Below are 19568 nucleotides of genomic sequence, written 5' to 3' on the forward strand. Positions count from 1 at the left end.
CGTGAAGGGCCGTATGCGCACGGTCACCATAGCGATAGCTTCGCATTTGCCGCGCGCGCTTTCCAGCAACACACCGTCGCCGTTTTTGATGCCTTTTTCCTTGGCCAGCTCGTGGCTCATTTCCACATAAAGCTGGGGTTCGGTTTCAAGCAGATTGGGTACGTTGCGGGTTTCGCCGCCGCCGCACCAGTGCTCGGTAAGGCTATAGGTGGTCAGCACTATGGGGAAGCGCGGATCGGCCGGAGGCGCAATCTGGTCCATAGGCGACTTGTGGTACTTGTACACCGGGCTGCTGAGCTGCTTGGAGAACGGATGGCTCGCCAGCGGCGTTTCAGCAGGTTCATAGTGCTCGGGGAAGGGACCGTCGGCAGGGCCGGGGCCATAGAACTGCGAGTGCCCGTCCCTGACCATAATGAAGGGCAGCTTGCCCTTGGGGTCAGACATGGGCGGCCAGGGGCCGTCGGGCACGTCGCCCACCCACTTGCTGCCGTCCCATTCAATGACGACACGCTTGGGGTTGAAGGGCTTGCCGTTCACATCCACCGAGGCACGGTTATAGAGAATGCGCCTGTTGAGAGGCCAGCACCACGACCAGTTGGGGAAGAGGCCGATATTGGCCTGCATGGGCGTCTGGCTCGGGTCGCGCCGTCTCGACTTGTTGCCGTCTTCTTCTGTCCAGCTTCCCGTATAGATCCAGTTAAGGGAAGAGGTTGTGCCGTCTTCCTTCAAAACGCCAAACGTGGGCACAAGCTGGCCGCGTTTGTAGGTTTTGTCGCCCACCTTGGTGTCGGCCCAGAAGAAACCGTTGATGCGCCTGGCCCATTCTTCCGGGTCGTACTTGTCAGTCCAGTGCATCTTCATGATGGGTTCAGGCAGCACGCCGCCCTCTTGCTTGTACATCGTGCGGATAGTGTTGAAGAGGGGCACGACCACGTCAGCGAAGTTACGCGCTTCGCCGCCAGGTTTCACCGCCTGATCAAACCACTGGAGCCAGCGGCCGCTGTTGCTGATGGTGCCCGCCTTTTCAATACGGTGGGCAGACGGCAACAGGAACACCTCGGTTTTCTTGGTCTTGGGGTCAACGCCGGGGCGCATCCAGTTATCCGTGGTTTCGGAATTGTGGATTTCAGAGCAGACGAGCCAGTCCAGATTGTCCAGAGCCGCCCGCATCTTGTTGGTGTTGGGGAAGCTGTTCATGGGGTTGACGCCCATGATGAAGCCGCCCTTGATCTTGTTATTGTATACCCGGTCCATGATATACATGTACGAGTAGTCTTCGCCCGGTTCCAGCTTGGGCAGCAGGCCGTAACAGAAGTCGTTTTCGGGCGTGGCGGCATCGCCGAACCAGCCCTTGAGCAGACTTGTTACATACTTGGGCCTGTTGCCCCACCAGTTGGCACTATTGGGCAGCGTGGTGACAGGTGTATTGGCCTTGTTATACTCGGCCAGGGTCTGCCACGGAGCCTGGGGAGTGCCGTGATACCCGGGTATGTTGTTGTACAGCAGGGCGTGGTCTGTGGACCCCTGCACGTTGGGTTCGCCGCGCAGGGCGTTGATGCCGCCGCCAGCGATGCCAATGTTGCCCAGCAGCAACTGTACAAGGCTGGAAAGGCGGATGTTCTGCACGCCCACGGTATGCTGGGTCCAGCCCAGGGCGTAAAGAATGGTGCCTGCCTTGTCGGGCCTGCCGGTAGCGCAGAAGTTCTTGTAGACCTTGAGCAGATTTTCCTGCGACACGCCCGTGATGTCAGAGACATTCTTGAGGGTATAGCGGGAATAGTGGTCCTTCATCAGATTGATGACGCAACGGGGGTTCTGATGCGTGGGGTCGATAACCGGCCCGCCGTCAGCACCCGTAGCCTTGGCCCACAGTTTTTTGTCGTACTTGCGGGCTTCGGCGTTGAAGCCGCTGAAGAGTCCATCTTCAAAGGCATAGCCGTCGCCTACAACAAAGGCTGCGTCAGTGTAATTGTTGACGTAGTCTTTATGGTAGCAACCGTTTTCAAGGATGTAGTTGACCATGCCGCCAAGGAAGGGGATGTCCGTGCCGGAACGCAAAGGCACGTGGAAATCACACCTGGCGGATGTGCGCGAGAATTTGGGGTCAACGTGCATCAGCACGGCCCCGTTGTCCTTGGCTTTCATGATCCATTTGAAAGCCACGGGATGATGTTCAGCGGCATTACTGCCGATAATAAGCACCGCATCGGCATTCTTGATGTCGATCCAGTGGTTGGTCATTGCACCGCGTCCGAACGACTCTGCCAGAGCCGCAACAGTGGGGCTGTGTCAGACCCGTGCCTGGTGGTCCATATGGACAACACCCAGGCCGCGCAAGGCTTGATGGATAACGGCGCATTCCTCGTTGGAGGCATGCGAGGTTCCCATCCAGAATATGGTTTCCAGACGGTTGACCGTCTGGCCCTTTTCGTTTTTGAGGATCATGTCCTTGTCGCGAGCGTCCTTCACGCGACGTGCGATCTGCTCAAGGGTCCAGTCCCAGTCCTTCTCTTCCCACTTATCACTGTGAGGAGCGCGGTACAGGGGCTTTTTCAGGCGATGATCGCTTGTGTACATCGAGTAGAGAGCCGCGCCTTTGGCACACAGCGCTCCCTCGGTAATGGGAAAGTCCGGATCGCCTTCGGTGGAGACAAGCTTGCCGTCTTTCACATAGGCGATGATCTGACACTGTACGGAACAAAAGGGGCAGATGCTCGACACTTCTCGAGCCCCTTCAATCTTGAGTTTAACGGCGTAAGCCTGAGCTTCGCCCAAATCGAAGCCCAAGTGCCCCAGTGTGAGGCATATTACCCCCGCACCGACACCTTTGAGAAAACTCCGTCGGGTGCTTTTCATAAGACCTCTCCTTGTTTAAGCCTATCGTATGCGCGGTATCGAGGCAGACAACCGCGCAAAACTGCTTTGGCGAACAAAAAATGATCGCCCTGATAATAAAATGAATCGTAGTCACCATATTCCAAAAATCGTGATGTCGCAAGATTGTTCGATTATTTATATTGGAGTCCCTACGATTTGTGACTTTTTTCTCTATATAGTAAAATGTCATACCATTACGAATGCATACTCGTTAAACAACATCTAAAAAATTTCCGCATGGCTGAAACCTGATTCCAGAGTGTTCACACCATCACACTGAAATACATGTTATTTTGCCTGCAAATTTTATTATTACCTTTATCAGAATTTTTTTGCGCTACGTGAAAGATACGCGCGAGGCCGTTACGCAGACAGGCCGCCCGGTATCCGGGCGGCCTGTCGAAATCAGCACATCATACTGATTTTTATATTTTTTAATGCCTTGAAGTTTGTTGAGAATTTTATTCCAAGGTGCGTGCATTCCTAATGTACACAAAGCCAAAAAGCAAAGCTTCAACGCCTTGGCAATCAGCTATCTTTGATATTTTTCCTGCGGGATGCTTTTAGCGACATAGATATTGCAAACCTTGGTATAGTTCTGGTCTATAAAATTTTTGAATCCGTCGGCATCAAAATATTTCTCAACAAAACCAGCCCAAAGTACCTTTGGAGATTTTCCCATGATCAACTCGGGAATATCGTAAAGTTCCTTGTTTCTGGAAAAATGCTCTTTATCCAGCTGGCTCAACCGCAGGTTATGCCAATAATACCCGAGAGCATCACGCCGAACAGGACATATCTCGTGGCTGCCCAAAATCTCATCTTCTTCGGTAGTAACGCGCAGCACAATGTCATATTCCCGCTTAACGCATTCATTGGTGTCATCCATTGCAAAACTGCTCACATCCCGCGCAGCATTGTAAAAAACAAGAAGAAAAAGCAAAGCAACTATCGCATTCTTGACCTTGCGATCCTGCAATATGCTGAAACTGCTTGAGAGTGTAATAATAATGAAAGGGAAAAGCGGCAGATAATACTGCTCATACGGGGTGGGCATTAGCGCGAAGAAAATACAAAAAAATAAAAATATTACTGAGGTAAACTGGAATGGTGCCCTTTTAATAATTCTTGTTTCCGCAATGATAAGAGCCATGCTGCAAAAGAACAGAGGAAGCTTCAGGCGAACCCAGCCATACACCATAGAAATCTTGAAATTGAACAGCCAGTTCAGCTCAAAGTAATCAACAAGCACATTTTCTTTCTGCATGAAGTATAACAGATAGACAAGCAACAGGAGAGGAAGAACCAGAGCTGCAAAAAAGTCCCTAAGAAGAAGCTCTTTTTTATATAGCTGACAGATTGCACAAACGCAGAAGCCAAAAAGCAGAAAAACCGCTTTTTGCAAAAACAAAAAAGAAGCAAAAAAAAGGAGGAAAGAGAGAACTAATGAAAATAAATTCTTATCTTTCAGGTAGATAATATAGTAATATAAGCCTGAAAAAAAAGTGGCAATCATAAAAACATCAGGCCTCACCAAAAGGCCGGAATGAACTACCATATCTATACTTAACAGTACGGTGACAAAAAGAAAAACGCTCTTTCTGTCTCCCCCTTTCAGAACCGAAATTTTATATGTGTAAAATGCCGTAACAAGTAATGCACAAAGCGACAAGGCGCGCCCGATATAAAGAAGATGCGAGGTGTCGGGGAAATTTTTAACGAATGGAGCGAGAAAAATCCAATACAAGAAATGGTGATGCTGAAAGTAATCTCTGTAGGGAATTTGCCCTTGTAGCATCAGGTAGGAGGAATACAGGTGCTCGTATTCGTCATGATCCAGGGGACGAAAGACCACGGAATATCCCAGAACAAGCAAGCTGCAGAAAAAAAAGAATAAACAAAGGATAAAGACCGAAGGTCTGTCCAAGGGAGTGCCGCCAGGCGCATCCATTCCTATTTGTTTGGCATCCATACTAAAATGACAGACCATAAAAGCCATACGTTGCCGCAAGCCTTGTTTTCTGTTGCCTACACTGCACGGTAGGCGGCCTTTCCCGCCTGATACGGTGCTGGAGTGCCATCGGCACGACCCAAAGCCTTCTATTTTTCCTGTTTAGCTTCATGATATTCACTTTCTGCGTTAATTTTCCAGATATCATGCTTGCTGGCATTGCTGCCAAGGATATGATCAACGCAGAAAAAAGACGTAAGCATGGAGTGATCCATATTATTATATCTGTGCTGGCCATTTCGCCCAACGCAATAAAGCCCGCCCACCCCGGTCAACCACCGGCGAAGGGTTTCAATATCTTCATAGGTGTCAAAATACGCGGGATACGCTTTCTTAACCTTTTCGCAGTGAGTATCGAGCACATCATCCCGGCTGATAATATTCATGGCTACCATTTCATCAATGGCGCGATTGGTGAGTTCCTGCTCAGAAAGCCGCCAGAAATCGTCGCCTTCTGAACAGAAGTACTCCATGCCGACCCAAACGGTGTTCTCTGGATCTTTGACGAGATATGGCGACCAGTTGTTGAATATCTGCAGTCTCCCCACCTGAACTTCGGGTTCTTGCACATATATCCAGCAGTCGGGCACAATATTGCCCAACGTCTTCATGGCGGTAGTATTTTTCAGTTTGAAGCGCTGAACAAGCAGCCCCACCGTGATGAAGTCCCGGTAGGGCAAACCAGCTGCAACACGGGCGACATCCTGCGGCACTTCAGCGCTGCTCATGGCCTGCATAAGATCTTTGAGCGGCATGGACGATATAACTGTATCGGCCTCAATCACCTGTGTGCCTTCGGCAGTTTCGCAAACCACTGCGGTAACATTGCCGCCCTCACAGAGAATACGGCTGGCCTTATATCCTTTTAGGATCTTTCCACCCATAGACTCGACATCGGCGGCCACCTGTTCCCACAACTGACCAGGGCCAAATTTTGGATACCAGAATTCTTCGATCAGAGAGGTCTCTGCTTTTCCACTGTCTTTCTGCCCCAGTGCCTTCTTTACGCTGTCTAACAGAAGTTTGAAGACAGAAAGTCCCCTGACCCGCTGCGCGCCCCAGTCTGCGGCGAGCTTTGAAGGATGCCGCCCCCAGACCTTGGTAGTGTACGATTCAAAAAACATTGAATACAGCTCACGCCCAAACCGATTGATGTAAAAATCTTCTAGCGATTTTTCTTCTCGCTTGAACATGCATGACCAAAGGTAGGAAAACCCGGCCCGCATGGTGCGCAACAATCCCATGTTAAGAAAAGTCGCCATTTTGAGGCTGAGCGGATAATCGAAAAAGCGCTTGGCAAAATAAATTCTTGAAACACGGTCACGCAGCAGCATAACCCTGTCTTCAGTTTCCGGGTCGGGTCCACCGGGCGCGAGAGCCCGTTCCCGATGCAGTATCCGGTCATCCTTGGCAGGAGCGCCTTGCAGCGGCAGCATTTTTTTCCACCAATCCATTATTGTCTGGTCTTTGGAAAAAAACCTGTGCCCGCCAATATCCATACGGTTGCCGTTGTGGCATACGGTTCTTGAAATACCGCCAATTTCTTGTGTTTCTTCAATAACAATAACGTCTACGTCACTGTTCTTGGCAAGAAGGTCATAGGCTGCTGTCAATCCGGCAGGCCCAGCCCCGATAACGATGATACTTTTCATGCACCGCTCTTTATATTTGCGATAGTCCTGCGCAACTGATTGCGTATACCAACATTGAAGGAAAAATATTTGTGCGCAATAAAGGAATAAACGGTTATGACACCGACAGAAAAAACATGCGCTACAAATTGTGAAGAAACAGCAAAACCCGCCAAGGCAATGTCTTCAATTTCGAAAAAAAGAAGCAATTGCATGGAAAAATGCGCGACAACAGCCGTCAGCAATGTACCGATGGAGGCAACAACCAAAAATGTGCCAAACTGCTGCGAGAGCTTGCGCCCTTTATACTTGAAGTTGAGTTTGTAATTCAGAATAAAATTTACAAGCAAGCCCGCACTGGCTGCAATAAAAACAGAAACGATATAGGGAAACAGATTTGCATTATAAAGCAAATAACCACAGAGAAGGTTCACCAGAGCGGCTGTACCACCAAATGCAATGAAGTATAAAAAGTTCCGAGAAAGCAGAAAATTAAACATACCACCCTGAAAACCCATAGTATTCATGCCCACTGGGGCCGGACAAACCCGACCTTGAAATCCGTAAATATGAGGGTGTGACTCTATACGGATCAGTAAAAAAATACAATGCACGTGCCGCCAGCCCGACGGGCAAAATCTTGTGGCATAATAGACATCCAAACAAGGGAGCACTCACAAAAAATATACTGTTCGTGAGCAGCAACGATGGTTGATACAGCCTCTTAATCAAAAAAATCAGGGGCAGCCAGCATTTTTTGCAGCTTACCCCTGTTTTTCACATTTCTTTACTAAGAAAACCTGATTCTGCGATTATTCGTAGCTCAAGGCTGGAAAAAATACACCTCAGTTCAAACCATTTTCCTTCGTAGACACTGCCTGTCTATTTGCCGTACCAGCACTTTGGCCATGTGCAGGTATGGCAGGAAAGGCAGTAGCCCCCCTCGCCCAGCCGGGCGAGTTCCGCGCGGGTGATTTCCCGGTTGGCCAGCAGGCGCGGCAAAACCAGATCCAGAAAGGTTGTCTTGAAGTAAAGCGCGCAGGCGGGCACGCCAAGCACCTGCATGTCGCCGTCAGGGCCGGGCATGCGTCCCATAAGACTCATGGTTCCCGGCAGCACGGGCACGCCGTGCAGCACGTCGGTCAGCCCGGCATCAACGAGGGCCTGACGGGTCACATCGTCGGGATCAACCGAAAGGCCGCCCGTGGTGACAAGCAGGTCAACCCCGGCCTCACGCATATCTGCCACAGCCTTGGCCATCAGCGCCCTGTCATCGGGAACAATGTCTGTCTTCGCCACACTGCACCCCAGCATGGTGACCTTGGCCGTTATGACAGGAATAAATTTGTCCTCAATGATGCCCTGAAAAACTTCCGTCCCGGTCACCAGAATACCCACTCGCGCCTTGCGCAAGGGCAGCACGCTGAAAAGCGGCCCGGCTTCCAGAGCTTCAAGAGCCTGCGCGAGCCGCTCGCGTGTGATAAAGAGCGGAATGGCCCGCGTGCCAGCCAGAGGGCCATCATGCTTGACCAGAGTGGCGTCCTGCCGGGAAGCCACCATTATTTCGGGCACAAGGTTAAACTGGCGCATGCGTTCCACATCCACGCTGAAAAGGCCGTCCCTTGCGGCGGTAAATTCCACCTTGCCCTCCCGGGGCGGCAGGGAATAGGCCACGCCCTCGCCCGCCATACGCCGGGCAAAAATTTCAGCGGCTTCATTTTCATGCACCAAACCGCTATCGCCAGCGGCAAGGGACGAAGCGGCCCCACCTTCGGCAGGGCTGTCAGTGACAGCCACATGAAAGCGCCCCATCTGTTGCAGGCGGCAGATATCTCCCACGCTGATACGTTGCCCGGCCTTGAATTCCGGCCCTTTGAACTGTCCGGGTTCTATTCGAGTCATGTCGTGCGCCACCGTTTTTCCCACAGCCTCTTCCACAGGCACGACGCGCACACCCGTTGCAGCCTCATGACATTCAGCTGCCCTGATTTCGCGGCGGGCTACCACATAGGGTGCTTCGCCCTGGCAACCACGGCATACAGGGCCATCTTCAACAGGATAGGCCTCACCGCACACGGGACAGCAGACAATACGCGTCATGTGCTTGTGCCCAATGAAACGGTGCTTCACCGTGATTGGCTCAACCTTGCATATGGTGTCGCCAGCCTGCTCTATTTCGGCCTCAAGGCGCGGAACATCCTGATCTTTCTTGGGTTTTTTCTTAAAAAACCAGCCTTCTATTTCTGGGTAGGCGGCCATCTTCACCGGGTCAATGCTCACACGCACGCCTTCCCCGGTGTACTTGTCGAAAAGGGAAACGGCATAGCGGCCCAGATTGTGAATCTTCATCCACCCGTTGCCAATGCTGCACAGCGTCAAAAGCTGCACTGCGTCAGGCAAACACTTGCCTGATTCCACCACGGCTTCGAAAAGCGTGCCCTCGGGCAGATGCTTTTTGGCCAGCTCAACCATATACCCGCCCACAAGCAGGCCGGGAGCCGCGTAACCGTGAAAATTTTCCGCCAACTGGCGAAATTCACCAAAAGTATAGGAGCCAATATTCATGCTCTTCTCCAGATAATGCTGCCCGTATTCAGACAGATGGGGGCTGTGTTCCGCACTTATTTAAGTCAATTTGCTCTTTATTGCTACCTGTGAACTACATTTATCCAGCATGGCCGGATACCCGCCCGAGGGCAGCTGCCAAGGCTTTTCATCTACCCTGTAATTTACGGCTCAAAGCTATTTTCTGGCATAACAGCCAGCCATTGTTGTGAAAGTCACTCTTTTTTAAAAACCGTGCATTTTAGATTCCAGTATGGCTTGAGCCGAGGCCAGATCTTCTGGAGTATTGCAGTTGAAAAAAGGACCAGATTCTTCAGGTTCGTAGTCCAAAAAATCCTGAAATTCCCGCGGCACAACACTGGCGAGCCTTCGTTGCCCTTGCGCCAGAGCGGCTGAAAAATACGGCAGGGCGGCTACCTCGTAAATCGCAGTCAGGGCTTGCACACGGCCTGTAAGCCGCTCACGGTACGCTGTCGCCAGACTCGTGGCCGGGGCCTCGTTTCTGGCTGCAAGCAGTCTGCGCAAAATGGATGCATCCATAAAAGGCAGGTCACAGGAAAGCGCAAGAACAGCCGCATAGCCGCGTTCTTCAGCCCGGCACAAAGCCGCATGCAACCCCGCCGTGGGGCCCACCCCCTGCACGGCGTCAAAAACACACTCATACCCCTGACGTGGAGCATCAGCGCGGCAGGAAACAAGGCAGATGGGCAAAAACGAAAGCAACAGAGAATGGGCACGGGCCAACAAGCTGCCATCGGAGCATTCTTCAAGAGATTCTTCCGCCGCCACGGTTGCCAGGGGCGGCAAACGCAGCAGGGCCTTGTCCTTGCCCATACGGCTGGAAAGCCCGCCCGCAAGCACCACCCCGGCAACCGGGCCCCTGCCCTCACTTAGTTTCATACCCGCTCTCCCCATAGCTATAAGCAATCCCTCGTCTATGGTTCGCCTAAACAGGCAGAGCCCAGCTCACCGTCACACATCTTTCACATGTTCTTATAATGTAACCGCTGTGCCGTTCATGTCAAAACAGGAATGCAGTGAAAAGCAGATTTTCTCACTGCACAGAGCGGTAATACTTTCAGCAACTGTTCAGATTACCATTATTTCCAGCGGATGCACGCCTCTGCCAGACAGATTGTGTAGCGCTCATGCATTTGCTATGCTGCCTTGCGCTGCCGTCTACGGAGGGCGCCGTGGCTGGCGCAGCAAAGGACACGTTTCAGGGAGAGAGCATGGGCCAGGATATTTTTGACCTTATTGTCGTTCTGACGCTGGCATTCTTTGCCGGGCGGGGCTACATAAACGGCTTTGTGGGCGAGGTGGCGGGCATAGTGTCCCTTTTGGGCGGTTTTTGGGTGGCCCACAACTATCACGACATGCTCTCGCCCCATCTGGCTTTTATTACCGACCCGGGCTGGCGTACCGTTGCGGCCTATGTGCTGGTCTTTCTGGGCGTGCTTATCGCTGTGGCTTTGCTGGCCCGCCTGCTGCAAAAAATCCTTTCATTTTCTTTCGTCAGCTGGGCCGACAGAATGGCCGGAGCCGCGCTGGGGCTTGCCAAGGGGGCGCTTCTGTGGTCTCTGGGCATGATTGTGCTGCAAAAATTTTTCTCCCATGCGGCCTTTATGCAGCACAGCCGCGTGCTGCCCTACTTCACCGCCCTTACGGCGCAGGTTCGGGGCTGGCTGCCGCCTGACCTGGTATCGCGCCTGGGGCTTTAACATCGCATTAGTAACTGGCAAGGAAGCGTAGATTTTATGGAAAAGAACGCAGTTGAAGAGTTGCAGGGTATCATTGACAAGCTCACTGGCCCCGAAGGTTGCCCCTGGGACAAAGAACAGACCGCCCAGACTCTGGCCGACTATGTTATTGAAGAAAGTCATGAGCTGGTCAGCGCCATCCGCTCCGGCAATGTGGCCGACATCCGCGAAGAACTGGGTGATGTGGCTTTTCTGCTGCTTTTTGTGGCCCGGCTGTATGAAAAAGATGGGCAGTTCACCTTTGCCGACGCCCTCAATAACAACAAGGCCAAGATGATCCGCCGCCACCCGCATGTCTTTGGCGATACGGTATTTGACAGTCTGGACGAGCAGCTCAAGGCCTGGGAAAAAATCAAAAGGGCCGAACATGCTGACGAGGAAGGCAAACCCAAGGGACTGTACGACAGCCTGCCGGAAAGCCTGCCTCCTCTGCTCAAGGCATATCGCATCCATTCAAAGGCGGCCCGCGTTGGGTTCACATGGCCGGAGGATGAAGAAGTGGAACAACAAGTCGAAGCCGAATGGCTGGAATGGCTGGACGCCTCGGCCAACAACGACGCCGAAGCACAAAAACACGAACTGGGCGACCTGCTTTTCAGCATTACCGAATTGGGCCGCCGCAAAGGCATCAAAGCCAGCGAAGCCCTTGATCTGGCTACCCGCCGCTTTTTGAAGCGCTTTGCCCGAATGGAAGAGCTTGCCCGCCAGCAGGGGCTGGACTTTGCGGCCTTGAGCCTCGACGAAAAGGACGAACTGTGGAATACGGCCAAGGCAGAGGAAGGGGCCCAGTCCTGACCACGCGGCAAATGCGGCCAGCACTGCGCGCCGGGATACTCCGGCCTTTTCCTGCGGCGGCGCTTCCGGCTTCGCGCTTTCTGCCGCTCTTTTTCTGCGTGCTGCTGGCTTTTCTGCTTTGCGCCTGTACGCCGCGGCAGGAAGGTGCGGCGCGGCATGGATCGGGCGCTTCGGCGGCATCCGCAAAAAATGGCGTTTTGCCACGCGCGGATCCGGGCTACCTGCAATGGCTGGAACGCCAGTCCATGCTTGGCTCCACGCAGGAGCTGACCGCTCAGGTCTCCGGCACAGAACTTATCTGGCGCAACAGTGCTGCGGCCCGGCGTGTGCCTCTGTTGCTCTCCGCTGCTCCGGCATGGCTGGATGTGAATCCGCATACGGTCATGTCCGGCCAGCCTTTCTGGAAGGCGCTCGGCCTGTCGGGCCTGCCGGAATCTATTGCTCAGGCAGGCCTGAACGGGCTTTTTGCAGCCCCCACAGGCGAAAAAGGCGACATATGGGGCAGCTATAAAATGTCCACCCCCGGCGGCGTCAACGTGACGGCCCTGCGCCTTGACCCTGCTCTGGGTACAGAAGAAGACTTTGAGAAAACTGCCGCCCGCCTGGAAAAACAGAACATCCAGATAGGCGGCGAATTGCCGCCTGCTGCCACGGGTCTTGGGCCGGACTTTATTCTGCAAGCCCGCCACGCCTCGCGTTTTGACGGTCTTTATGCAATGATGTCTGTGCCGCAAAAAGATTGGGATGCGCTGCCAGTCGCCGGCGACGAGTGGGACTGCCTGCCCCTGCGTCCACAGGCAGTACAAACCCTTGTGCAGCGCGGGCTTTTGCCCCCGACACTCAGCCGGGATACCCTGCCTTGGGCGACGCCCGGCGGGTGGGCTGTTACGGGTGAAGTGCGCGGCGCAGACGGACAGACCCGGCGCTGGGTATACCGCTACAGCGGGCACGCCCTGCGGCCCGTACTGTTGTGGCAGGACCCGTCGGGGCAGGCCCGGCGTATATTTTCAGCAGCGGTCATCCGCCATACCGGGTTACAGCAGCAGACTCTGGCGGGAGTGCGTCTGGAAGCCCTCATGGGGCTGGATGTTCCCGCCCAGCCGGGAAGCGCAGCCCCTGAACAGACTGGCGGCCAGACGAAAGATCTGGCGAAAAATTCGGCCAAAGGGCTGGCCCCGGCGGGCCGTCATACCGATGTGTCAGCCCTGGCGGAACTGACGCCCGGTCTGGAAGCTCTGGATGCTCTTGCGCGCGAAATACACCGCTACGGTGGTTGGGCCATGCAGGATGATGCGTTGCCGCCATCCCTCACAAGAGCGGTGCTGGATACGGCAACAGATTTTACGCGTGATACAATTACCGAGCCTGCCACGGCTTACGCCCTGTTGAGCGGCGACGCCGCGCCCCTGACCCGGCTTTTGCGCGCCTCGCTGGAACAGGGCGTTGACCACAGCCGGCTGGCGCGGGGCCAGAAGGACGTTCAGTGCGTGGACTGGCGGCCCCTGCTGGATTTGCCGCAGGGAAGGGATATGATACGCCGGGCGCAGCAACTGGCCAAGGCCTCGCCCGAAGATACCACTCTGTGGAGCACGCAGGCGGGGCTTGCAGCTCTTAGCCTGGGGCTGGATTCCACTTCTGCTGCCCGCCCTGAACATGCAGCGGCCATGCGGCAATCAGTTTTACTGCTGCTTTCGTTTCGTATGGGGCTTCCCGGCCTGACCTTTGTCAGCCCGCAAGATATGACAGGCGCGCTCAACCTGCCGCAACCTCCGGCAGGCATGCCGGGTAGCATGGGCAGCGTTCCCCTGTGGGATGAGCGCCTGGGCGCCACCGGCGGAATACCACCTGCGCCACTGGCTTTTGGCGCTTTAGACAGGCAATGGGCCGACAAGCAGAGTTTTGTTCACGAACTGGCCGCACTTCTGCGGGCCCGGCGCGAAGCTGGTCTGGCGGGAGGGCGTGTTGTAAGTATTTATTCCGGGCCGTCCGGCTGCGTGGGCGTGCTGAGCACCTTGCCCGGCGGCGGCTACTGGCTGCTGGCTGCCAATTTTTCAAGCAAAAGCCAGCGCCTTGCCTGCGCCCTGCCAGCCCCGGCGCGTGGAGCAAAAGATATCCTGAACGGCCAAAACCTGCCCGTGCAAGGGCGTACTGTGGAACTTGACCTTGACGCCCGTCAGTCCCGGCATGTGCTGCTCGTGGGACAGACGGCAACTTCTGAAGGAGCGTACCAATGACCCAGAACCCCACCAAGCCTGAAGACAACCAGCACAACAGCACAGACACTGTGGATGCTGTGGACCAGGCCCCTTCCACCGGGGCTGGGCAGGGCGCTCAGGCCCATGCGCCCAACGGGGAGCAAAGCGAAGGCTTGCTGTTCTCCAGCGGGGCTTCGGCTGATTCGCATGCAGCGCACTCCGCATCGCAAGATCCGCACAAAGCCCACAATACTGGGTATGTACCTGACTATACCTCTGCCCAAACGACAGATCCTACAGCCGGACAAGCGAGCACACAGACCTCGACCAGCCAGAATGACGAGAAGCCCAAGGGCCGGGGCATGCTTTCATCGTGGCGCGGCAGGGCAACCAAACCCGCGCCTGTCCAAGAAAGTGTTGAGGCGGCGGGTTCCGCTACCTCCGCTGCCGCCGCTGTGCAGCCCAATGCCGCGCAAAAATTTTTTGAAACGGCCAGTCGCGTAGGGCCGTTCTTTTTACTGCTGATACTGCTGGCGCAGGCATGGCCCGCGTTTATGGGCAATGGCCTGTACTGCCCGCGCGAAGCCGAAAGCATTCTTATTTTCAACCAGACGAGCCAGAGCGGGTTGTGGCTTGCCCCTGCCGCTCCGGGGCTTGCCCACTGGCCCGTGTACCACTGGTATCTGGCGGGCATGCAGTGCATTCTTGAAATGGCTGGCCCAAGCTTCGGGCCTCTGCTCTTCCCCCTTGCCGGGCTTGCGGGCGCAGTGCTTTGCGTTCTGGGCGTGTGGACTCTCGCCCGTGTGGCAGGGCTCAGCTCGCAGGCAGCACTGGCTGGCGGCATGATTCTTCTTTCCGCCCCGCTTTTTGTTCCTCTGGCCCATTTTACCGGGCCTGAAAGTCTGGCCACCGCCCTTACCCTCTTTGCACTGGCGCTGCTCTGCCACGGCTGGCAAAAACCCCAGGCCTGGATAAGCCTGCCCGCTGGTTTTGTGCTGGCCGCTCTGGCCGGACTCACGGGCGGTCTTTTCCAGATCATGCTGCCTCTGGTAGCCAGCATTTTCTTTCTGGGCTGGCGGGGAACTTTCCGCCGGGCGCAGGGCCTCGACGGTGTAACGGGTTTTGTGCTTCTGCTTCTTCTGGTGGCCTGCTGGCTTGGCGGCGTCATGTTGTGGCAGCAGCCCGAAGGGTATCTGAAATTTTTGGGCGAACGCCTCATGCTGTGGCCCTGGCCCAGCACCAACTGGTGGCTGCCTCTGCTCATAGCCGCTGCGGGCCTGTTGCCCTGGCTGGCCATTGTTGCCTGTGTTTCCTGGGTACGTGTGCTGCGAACCGCCCCCGGTGACCTCGTGGCTTCACGCAAGGACAGGGCTGGCATCGCCTTTATGTGGATAAGCGTGGCCGTGGCCGCCGTACTGAGCCTGACCGCCTATGACCCGGTCAGCGCATCGCTTACCGTTATCTGCCTTGCTGCCCCTCTGCTGGGCAAGGCACTCTTGCGCCTCACTGGCCTGGGTGGACGCCTGTTCTTTATTTTCGCCGCGCTCTGCCTGCTGCATGCGGGTATGGCTCTTGCCGCAGCAGGCTTTGGCCCCACGCTGGACTGGATGGGTGGCTTCTTCAAATTCACCCTCACCGCCGACCAGCGTGAAATGGTTCTCGGCCTCAAGGCCCTGCCCATTCTCGGCGTCATATGCATAATTGCCGCGATACTTCTGGCCCGTATGGTGCGCAAGGGAGCTCACGGCGGCATGGGCGGCGCACTGCTCATCTGCGCCGTCATTGTTATCCTGTTGGCCCAGCCGGGCACCCTGCTGCTTGGCCCGCAACTGAAGGCCGTTCCTCAGGCCAAACTGCGTCATATTGAAGAAATTCTGATGCCCGCCACCGCGCCAGCGCCTGAAGCTCCTGCTGCTGAAACGCCCGCGCCCGAAGCGGCGACGCCCGCAGAAGAAAGCACTACGCCCGAAAACGTTTCGCCGGATGCGGCTGCGCCACAGGCTCCTGCCACTGAAGGGTCCAGCACTGATTCCGGCAAGCAGCTCTCGCCTGTGGAAGCGGCGCTTGAAAAAGCTGCGTCAGAAGCCGCTGCCTATGATGCCAAGATGATGGAAGAAATGGACATCAAGCACGGCAAGGTTCCTGCTGCGCCCGCTACGGCCCCCAAAGTTGATGGTGCTGCGCCTGAAGCAGCCGATGCCGCCAAGGTTGACCCTGCGGGCTCTGCTTCCGAAGCTGTGCCCGCAACGCAACCGGAAGGCGCACCCGCTGTTGGCGGCGGCGCAAGCGACACCACGCAGACGTCCGCTCCTGCCCCAGCTTCCACGGAAGAACAACAGACGAAATAATACCGCTTCAAGCAGTTGAATAACAGCAGCGCCCTCTGCCAGCAGGCAGGGGGCGCTTTTATTATCACAAACCCTGAGTAGACGTTACGCTTCAAAAGGCTGAAAAGTTCTTGCCAGGCCGAGGATTGCATTTATCGACAAATTAGCTTTGATAAGCGAAATATTTCAAAGTTAATCTGCTCCAGATAGTATCTCTTAAAATTACGCTTCTGCCTTGGCCGGGCGCACCTCAAGGCCAGCATGGCGCAGTACGGCGCGGGCTCCGGGCAGGTCAAATTCCCGCCAGGGGCCAAGGCTTGATACCGTGTCACGAGGGTTGGCGGCCTGCTCCACAATAATAGTGTTGGCTCCGCAACGCAGAGTTTGCGGGGTGGGCGGGTGAACGCAAAGATGCTGCCCGCCGTCTGGATATTCAAGCCGGGCAACGGCGGTCACGCGCTTCAGGTAAGAGTCCGACACCTGCCCATACCGCGCCAAAGGCGTGCCCATAATGGGCACCCGCGCCATCACCCCTGTACCAGATGCTCCCAGGGACCGTGCGCGGCGAGCTTCAACAAGAATTTCTTCGGCGTTGTGTTCCGGCCCGAGCGGCTCAATAAGATACTGCAGTTCAAGCCCGCCCTTGAGCACATTCTCAATGGTGCGCATGCGCATATCCACGCTGTGCCCCGTATCCCGGCCTTCCCGCAGCCGCACCACGTGATATGACATTGAAAAACCGGAATCCTTGAGTGCCCTGACCGTTTCCAGACTCATTTCGCCCGTATTGATAACAAGATGGATGTCGTTGCCGATGCGGTCCCGCGTCAGTCGGCCCAAACGCTGCAAGATTTCAAGAGGGTAATGCTGGGTCGTGCGCAAAACCACAAAATCGGCCCCGCCGTCCGCCAGTTGTCCGGCTTTTTCCAAAATGGCCTCTTCGCTTAGAGGCGGAGATATTTTATAGGCGTCCCACTGGGCGGCATGACTGCAAAAGGTACAGCCCATGTCGCAAGGGGTACTGTCAATGCCGATAGCCCCCCAGATGAAACCCCGGTTACCCGCAAGGGCCCGGCTCATGCTGTCTGCTTTTTCCAGAAGATGGCCAACGTGCCTGTCGCTGACAGTCGTATCCAGCAGCATGTTTATGTCTTCAACATCAAAAACCTCTTTCTTCTCTGTATCACCTGGCATGGCAAGCCTCCTGGCGGCAAGAACCGCCATAACCACGCGACAAACGCGCTTTTTATAAAATCGATATTATTCGACTACCCCCGCTATTAGACCAAGTCAAATAACAGAGCAGCGCACTTTGAATATACTTGTGGCAAAGCTGGAATAAAAACCCCGTCCTGCGCAACCTCGACAATGTCTGTGCCTCTGACTAGGGTGAAAACAGAATCTGTATTTCACCCCTTGGATGTTTTTCCGGCGATCCCGAACAGCACCCTGTCAGCGCCCTATACGGCGCGGAACAATCACGGATTAAGCATGAACACCTTGAAAAAACTGAAAACACCGCTCCACCCCGACGAAGATCACGGCGCTGACTGTGAAGCCCCGCCAAATTTTTCGGCTTTAGAAAACAGCCATTTTGAAGGCTGCGCCTGCACAGGCAAAAACCTTACCCGGCTGGTACGGCCTGCGATTCTGGCTGTGCTGGCTCGCGAAAATCTGCACGGTTACCTTATCCTTGAACGCCTGGCCGAAAGGGCCATGTTCAATGAACAACCAGCAGATCCGGCGGGCATCTACCGAGTGCTCAAGAGTATGGAACTGGAAGGCCTTGTGACTTGTGCCTGGGATATGCAAGGCAGCGGCCCGGCCCGCAGACAATATGCCCTTACAGACAGGGGCCGCTCTTGCCTCGGCCAGTGGCTGGGCACATTGGAAGAGTATCTGGCTTCTGTCCAAGACATTGTGGACAACGCAAGAAGCGCACTGGCCGCAGAACCGCCCACAGCGCCCTTGGCTTCTTCTGTATCTCCGAAAAACCCGGCGGACACAGATTCAGCCAGAGGCTGCCGCTGCGCGGCAAAACCTCTGCCTGCGTCAATTGACAGTTCAGGCCCTTTTAGTGATAGTTAATCATCAAGAGCATTTTTATTTTACGGATAATCATTAGAGCAGATTACCTTTGAGAATATATATTCTCAAAGTTCAAGACACACCTGTTACGGCGTTTAACCGCGCAATAAGTCGCAGAGTGCCTTGGCGGCAGTTATTGCCCGAAAGGCTTCTTACGGATAACGGCAGCGATTCTTTAGGTAAGATTTTCGCGTAACTCATTGCCGTCTTTATCCGTAGCTTTCAGCGTTACAACGGCTAAAGCAACGGCTGAAGCTGTGCTTACGCCTCCACGGCGGGCGCTTACGCGTTTCAAAGTGAAAACACTTTAGAAAAAATTGGCTGCGATGCGCTGACTAGTTGGCCCGCAAGGTAAATCTCACTACGCGCCGCTGTGGGCTGTTTGCATCGGTTTTGCAGTGACATCATACGCCAATGGAGAAGACATGAAGCTACAGGTTACAATGGGCACACTGGCAGCGGCTGACCCCGCGCCTCAGGCCTATTGTGCCCTAGAATCATGTATGCCGTGCGAAAACCGGAGCCTGACACGCTCCGGCATGACCTGAGTAGTGGCGCTGTGGGGCAGGTTGTCTCGCTTGAATTTCTGAACTGCGCCATTTTTGCATCACCAGGCGGTTCAGATTTTCCGCCGATTCCTCCTCTTCACAGCGCGCCCCGCACTATGCGGGGCTTTTTTTGGCCTTTGAACTACATGCACCTCAGATCAAGCCAATGCGTTGGTCGTGGTACGCGATTGATTTTGAAATACAGGGCTTTTCAACCTTGTTTGTTTTCCTGCAATTGGGGCTATTCCGGCCTGATCGACCTGATTGGCCTGACCGCTTGCTGTTGCAGCAGAGTAACTTTGAAAAAAACATTCCACTTCTGTGTGCAGGAGAAAACCAATGCTTGCAGCCGGAATAGATGTGGGCTCCGTGGCCGCCAAGGCCGTCATTTTTGACTCCGCCGCCCAATCCGTGGTCGGCAGCGCATTACTGCCCACAGGCTGGAACACGCGCGAAGCAGGGGAAGCCGTTCTGGATGCTGCCTGTCATAGGGCAGGCGCTAACCGTCATGATCTGGAGCAGGTTGTTGCTACCGGCTACGGGCGCATTGCCCTGCCTTTTGCCCAAAAAACCATTACTGAAATTACCTGCCACGCAAAAGGAGCCGCATGGCTGTTTCCCGGTTCGGGCGTGGTGCTCGACATCGGCGGGCAGGACAGCAAGGCCATCAGTCTGGATGAAAACGGCGGCGTGCGTGATTTTGTCATTCAGCTTGCGGGCGGCGTTCTCGGTCAGCCACAGCTTGCGAATCTTGCGCCGCGGATTGGCCAG

Annotated in this window: 13 protein-coding genes; 6 read left to right on the forward strand and 7 right to left on the reverse strand. The window is 54.9% G+C overall.

Annotated features, from left to right (window positions below; genetic code table 11):
* The 6 genes from fdnG to QM579_RS07945 form a co-directional block, all read right to left on the reverse strand.
* Positions 1 to 2856, reverse strand: a 2856-nt coding sequence (gene fdnG / locus QM579_RS07920) for a formate dehydrogenase-N subunit alpha (protein WP_414998626.1), incomplete at its 3' end; no start/stop codon positions are given.
* A 553-nt stretch (positions 2857 to 3409) separates the two neighbouring features.
* Positions 3410 to 4849 (reverse strand): ArnT family glycosyltransferase, encoded by a 1440-nt coding sequence (locus tag QM579_RS07925; protein WP_414998627.1) that lies wholly within the window; start codon positions 4847 to 4849, stop codon positions 3410 to 3412.
* Positions 4850 to 4977: 128 nt separating this feature from the next.
* Positions 4978 to 6540 carry an NAD(P)/FAD-dependent oxidoreductase gene (locus tag QM579_RS07930; protein WP_414998628.1) on the reverse strand — a complete coding sequence of 521 codons (1563 nt, stop codon included), beginning with the start codon at positions 6538 to 6540 and terminating at the stop codon, positions 4978 to 4980.
* On the reverse strand, positions 6537 to 7046 hold the full coding sequence (locus tag QM579_RS07935) for a GtrA family protein (RefSeq protein ID WP_414998629.1): 510 nt from the start codon (positions 7044 to 7046) through the stop codon (positions 6537 to 6539). Before QM579_RS07935 ends, QM579_RS07930 begins: the two co-directional genes overlap by 4 nt.
* Before the next feature lie 355 nt (positions 7047 to 7401).
* Entirely contained in the window at positions 7402 to 9084 is a 1683-nt protein-coding gene (locus tag QM579_RS07940) for an FmdE family protein (protein ID WP_414998630.1), read from the reverse strand.
* Positions 9085 to 9309: 225 nt separating this feature from the next.
* Positions 9310 to 9984 (reverse strand): molybdenum cofactor guanylyltransferase, encoded by a 675-nt coding sequence (locus QM579_RS07945; protein WP_414998631.1) that lies wholly within the window; start codon positions 9982 to 9984, stop codon positions 9310 to 9312.
* A 293-nt stretch (positions 9985 to 10277) separates the two neighbouring features.
* On the opposite strand from QM579_RS07945, the gene QM579_RS07950 reads away from it, so the two are divergent.
* The 4 genes from QM579_RS07950 to QM579_RS07965 all read left to right on the forward strand — a co-directional run bounded on the left by QM579_RS07950 (position 10278) and on the right by QM579_RS07965 (position 16182).
* Positions 10278 to 10805 carry a CvpA family protein gene (locus QM579_RS07950; RefSeq protein WP_414998632.1) on the forward strand — a complete coding sequence of 176 codons (528 nt, stop codon included), beginning with the start codon at positions 10278 to 10280 and terminating at the stop codon, positions 10803 to 10805.
* A 36-nt stretch (positions 10806 to 10841) separates the two neighbouring features.
* A complete protein-coding gene (mazG, locus tag QM579_RS07955; RefSeq protein WP_414998633.1) occupies positions 10842 to 11639 on the forward strand; it encodes a nucleoside triphosphate pyrophosphohydrolase in 798 nt (265 codons plus the stop codon).
* Positions 11640 to 11737: 98 nt separating this feature from the next.
* The gene (locus tag QM579_RS07960) at positions 11738 to 13873 is read left to right on the forward strand and encodes a hypothetical protein (RefSeq protein ID WP_414998638.1); all 2136 of its coding nucleotides are present in this window, start codon (positions 11738 to 11740) and stop codon (positions 13871 to 13873) included.
* On the forward strand, positions 13870 to 16182 hold the full coding sequence (locus tag QM579_RS07965; RefSeq protein ID WP_414998634.1) for an ArnT family glycosyltransferase: 2313 nt from the start codon (positions 13870 to 13872) through the stop codon (positions 16180 to 16182). The genes QM579_RS07960 and QM579_RS07965 overlap by 4 nt, the downstream gene beginning before the upstream one ends.
* Positions 16183 to 16383: 201 nt before the next feature.
* Here the strand turns inward: QM579_RS07965 and QM579_RS07970 are convergent, their stop codons facing one another.
* Positions 16384 to 17355 carry a radical SAM protein gene (locus QM579_RS07970; protein WP_414998635.1) on the reverse strand — a complete coding sequence of 324 codons (972 nt, stop codon included), beginning with the start codon at positions 17353 to 17355 and terminating at the stop codon, positions 16384 to 16386.
* 297 nt (positions 17356 to 17652) lie between these two features.
* Between QM579_RS07970 and QM579_RS07975 the strand changes: the two genes are divergently transcribed.
* Both QM579_RS07975 and QM579_RS07980 read left to right on the forward strand, forming a co-directional pair.
* Positions 17653 to 18249, forward strand: a complete 597-nt coding sequence (locus tag QM579_RS07975) for a PadR family transcriptional regulator (RefSeq protein ID WP_414998636.1) — start codon at positions 17653 to 17655, stop codon at positions 18247 to 18249.
* Between the two features lie 887 nt (positions 18250 to 19136).
* Positions 19137 to 19568, forward strand: a 432-nt coding sequence (locus QM579_RS07980; RefSeq protein ID WP_414998637.1) for a BadF/BadG/BcrA/BcrD ATPase family protein, incomplete at its 3' end; no start/stop codon positions are given.

Source organism: Desulfovibrio sp. (assembly GCF_047607245.1).
Lineage (GTDB): Bacteria > Desulfobacterota > Desulfovibrionia > Desulfovibrionales > Desulfovibrionaceae > Desulfovibrio.

What these genes read in the sequence shown, in the direction of transcription:
- QM579_RS07925 (WP_414998627.1), bottom strand. Translation starts at nt 4,849, where the DNA reads ATGGATGCCAAACAAATAGGAATGGATGCGCCTGGCGGCACTCCCTTG.
- QM579_RS07930 (WP_414998628.1), bottom strand. Translation starts at nt 6,540, where the DNA reads ATGAAAAGTATCATCGTTATCGGGGCTGGGCCTGCCGGATTGACAGCA.
- QM579_RS07935 (WP_414998629.1), bottom strand. Translation starts at nt 7,046, where the DNA reads ATGAATACTATGGGTTTTCAGGGTGGTATGTTTAATTTTCTGCTTTCT.
- QM579_RS07940 (WP_414998630.1), bottom strand. Translation starts at nt 9,084, where the DNA reads ATGAATATTGGCTCCTATACTTTTGGTGAATTTCGCCAGTTGGCGGAA.
- QM579_RS07945 (WP_414998631.1), bottom strand. Translation starts at nt 9,984, where the DNA reads ATGAAACTAAGTGAGGGCAGGGGCCCGGTTGCCGGGGTGGTGCTTGCG.
- mazG (WP_414998633.1), top strand. Translation starts at nt 10,842, where the DNA reads ATGGAAAAGAACGCAGTTGAAGAGTTGCAGGGTATCATTGACAAGCTC.
- QM579_RS07965 (WP_414998634.1), top strand. Translation starts at nt 13,870, where the DNA reads ATGACCCAGAACCCCACCAAGCCTGAAGACAACCAGCACAACAGCACA.
- QM579_RS07970 (WP_414998635.1), bottom strand. Translation starts at nt 17,355, where the DNA reads ATGCCAGGTGATACAGAGAAGAAAGAGGTTTTTGATGTTGAAGACATA.
- QM579_RS07975 (WP_414998636.1), top strand. Translation starts at nt 17,653, where the DNA reads ATGAACACCTTGAAAAAACTGAAAACACCGCTCCACCCCGACGAAGAT.